General features: G+C 65.7%; 1 protein-coding gene. It reads right to left on the minus strand.

Going from position 1 to position 2,830, the window contains the following annotated elements; genetic code table 11:
- A partial coding sequence (locus tag CC207_RS22420; protein ID WP_088852784.1) for an Ig-like domain-containing protein occupies positions 1-2,830 on the minus strand: 2,830 nt, incomplete at both ends.

The raw sequence follows: 2,830 nt of genomic DNA on the forward strand, positions 1-2,830 counted from the left end.
AAACCCGGATGCTGTTGCCGGTGGCCACCGAAGTGGTCCCGGAGACTTCCCAGGTCCAGCGGTTGTTGCTGCGCAACTGCACCGTGGCGCTGCTGACCTGGATCTCGTCCATCGGCACCGCTGGCGAGACCGCGATGCTCACCGTGGCCGGCGCCAGCGACTCGAGGCCCTTGGCGTCGCGCGCGGCGTAGGTGAAGCTGGCGGTGAACGCCGTGGCGACGGTGGCCGGTGGGGTGTAGGTGAGCTGCGTGCCGTTGCTGCTGACCGTGCCTTGGCCGGAGTCGGGCTGGGCCAGGCTGCTGATGCTCAGCGGCAGGTTGCCGTCGGGGTCGGTGTCGTTGGCCAGCACGTTGAGCACGATCGGCTTGCCGGCCAGGGTCGCGGCGCTGTCGTTCACTGCCACCGGCGGCTTGTTGCCGTCGTTGCCGGAGCCACTGCTGGCAGTGCGGAAGGTCGGCAGGGCGGCGGAGTTGACGTATTCCACGCCATCCCAGCCGGGCAGCGGCGTCGGCATCATCTGGAACTGGCCGGGGTGTTCCAGGTCCCAGCGCAGCAGCATCGAGGTGTCCTCGTGCTGGGTGTTGTGGCAGTGCTCCATGTAGGTGCCGGCGAACTCGCGAAAGCGAATGGCCATTTCCACTTCTTCCGACGAATCAGTGTCCGGGCCGATGCGGTAGACGTCCTTGCGCGCCCATTTTTCCCATTCCGGCGGCGCCTTGCCGTCACGGCTGAGGATTACCCCTTCCTCGAAGTGCACATGCACCGGGTGGCTCCAGCCATTGCCGCCGTTCTTGATCTTCCACACCTCGAGGGTGCCGTCGCCGCTGAAACCGCCATCGGTGGCTTCGTTGGCCAGTTGCGGGGCGGCGTTGATGCGCCGCGGGTCCATGCTGTAGCCGAAGCCGCCGTCGGTCTTGATGGTCCAGGGCGCGCTGTCGGTGCCATCGGAGCGGCCGAAGATGAACTCGCGGTGGCGGGCGGCCCTGAGCTTGACCTGATCGCTGGCGCTGGTGCGGTCCAGGGGCAGGGGAATCATCACCAAGCCCGCGGCCTTGCCGGGTTTTGCCGGTTCATACAAGCTCGGGTCCATGCTGACGTCCTGGCCGGTATAGGGCTGCACGATCAACTGCATGAACTTGCCGACCACCGGGTCGCCGCCATCCCATTCCGGGCCCTTGCTGGTCTGCTTGATGACCGCCTTGTACTTTTCCGACAGCACGTCGGCCAGGCTAATGGCCTGTTTCGGGCCCTTGCCGGTGTCGTGTTCCATGAGGTTGACGAAGTACAGCTTGTCTCCGGCCTTGATCCCGTTCCTGGCGAAATTGATGATGATGTCGTAGCGCTCGGCGATGCCCTGCAGCGGCAGGATGGCGTTGTTGTCCTGCAGGTTGCCGTCGCCATTGAGGTCCAGGGTGCCGTCGAATGGCACGGCGTGCTCCATGATGTTGCCGTCGTTGGCGATCATGTGGAACGGCACGCGGGCATAGGAGACGTTGGAACCGCTCGGGCCCTTGAACTCGCCACTGTTGCCGGCGATTTCACGCACGACGGCAAACTTGAAGTAGCGCGACACCGAGCCGTTGAGGATACGGAAGCGGTAGCTGCGCGCGCGCACCTTGAGCTTGGGCTGGTACTGCCAGTTGACCAGGATCTGGTCGCCGAGAAAGCCGTCGGTGTTGAACGGGTTGAACCACAGCTGGCCGTTGGCGTCCCAGGCCTTGTCGGCGATCACCAGGTTGACGTCGTAGTCGCGGTTGCCCCAGGGCATCGCCGCGCCACTGGGGAAGCGCAGGTTGACGCCATCCTGCAGGGCTTCGTTGCCGCGGTCGATGGCCGAGTAGTAGTTCATCATTACCGCGTTGCCCTTGTAGACGTTCTGCGCGGTGAAATCGAGCATGTGGTCGTGGAACCAGTGGGTGCTCATGGTCTCGCGCCAGTCGCCGCGGATCTTGATGCTGCCGTTCTCGCAGGTCTTCAGGCCAGGGGAGGCGTCGTTGACGAACAGGGCTTCGCCCGGTGCGCAGGGGAAGGCCGCGCGCGGGTCCTGGGCGCGGGTGTTGATGGTGTCGTAGCCGGCCAGCTGGATCGGCCAGCGGTAGTCGTAGTACTGGCCGGGGAAGAAGTAGGCGTTGGCGAAGCCGTCGCTCTCGGCCGGCGAGTGGCCATTGTGCTCGTGGGTGGAGATGGTATGCAGGCCAAAGCCGTTGTTGGCCGAAGGGTCGATCGGTAGGGCGTTGTAATGGCGCATCAGCACCGGTTGGCCGTAGCGCACCATCAGCAGCTTGGGTGGAAAGGTGCCGTCGAAGGTCCACAGCGCCTTGTGGCCCTGCAGGGGCATCTTGGGGTGGAAGCGGGTGTCGATGCCCTTGGTGGTGCCCAGGGTGGTGGGGATGTCGGAGGTCTGGTAGTACAGCCCGCCCGGGGCGAATTCGCCCTTGGCATAGTTGTGCAACTGCTTGCGATCGCGCAGGCCCTGGTTGATGCGCGCCCCGGCCTGGGCGGTCTTGAACGCGGCCTGGGGGTAGAACTCGTTCCAGCGCTGGTGCGACCAGCCCTTTCCTGGCGGACGGCCTTCGGCGGGCGAACCGACCCCGCTGCGGTTGAGGAACATCTCGATCTGCGCCTTCCACGGGTTGCGGTCGAGCACGTTGGCGTACTGCGACGGGAACGGCGTCAGCCCCGGCTGGGTCAGGAACGCCTCCAGGGCGTTGCCGTTGGGGCTGCTGCGGGCCGCGTAGTCGGGGTCCTGGGCGGGGGCCGCGCCGACCACGGGCGGCGGAAAGGTCATGACGTAGGGCGGGGTGGCCGGGTCGAGTTTCTCCGGACCGAA

It is taken from the genome of Pseudomonas sp. DrBHI1 (assembly GCF_002205115.1).
In the GTDB taxonomy this organism is placed as follows: Bacteria; Pseudomonadota; Gammaproteobacteria; order Pseudomonadales; family Pseudomonadaceae; genus Aquipseudomonas; species Aquipseudomonas mosselii.